This window comes from Kiloniella litopenaei, assembly GCF_000982415.1.
Classification (GTDB): Bacteria; Pseudomonadota; Alphaproteobacteria; order Kiloniellales; family Kiloniellaceae; genus Kiloniella; species Kiloniella litopenaei.
Genome location: NZ_LANI01000080.1, coordinates 1 through 333, shown reverse-complemented (window position 1 = coordinate 333; position 333 = coordinate 1). Strand labels below are relative to the sequence as shown.

The 333-nt window shown below is 51.4% G+C and carries 1 protein-coding gene; it reads right to left on the bottom strand.

Going from position 1 to position 333, the window contains the following annotated elements; genetic code table 11:
• On the bottom strand, positions 1-333 hold a 333-nt coding region (locus tag WH95_RS20190), incomplete at both ends, for a transposase (RefSeq protein ID WP_046510255.1).

Below are 333 nucleotides of genomic sequence, written 5' to 3'. Positions count from 1 at the left end.
AACAAAAGCCATGCGCCTTTTGCCCGGATCATTTTTTCAGCTTTAGGGCTTTTATGACTGGATAGATTATCCATGATCACCACGTCGCCGGGGTTCAGGGTCGGTGCCAATTGAGTTTCGACCCATGTCTCGAAGATTTCCCGGTTCATGGGACGATCAATGATCCATGGTGCGGTCAGACCTGTTGAGCGAAGTCCGGCAATAAAAGTCTGCGTCTTCCAATGGCCGAAAGGCGCATCAGCTTTCAGGCGTTGGCCTTTCTGACTGCGTCCGCGCAGGCGAACCATCTTTGTATTGGTCCCTGTTTCATCGACAAAGATCAGACGATGAGCG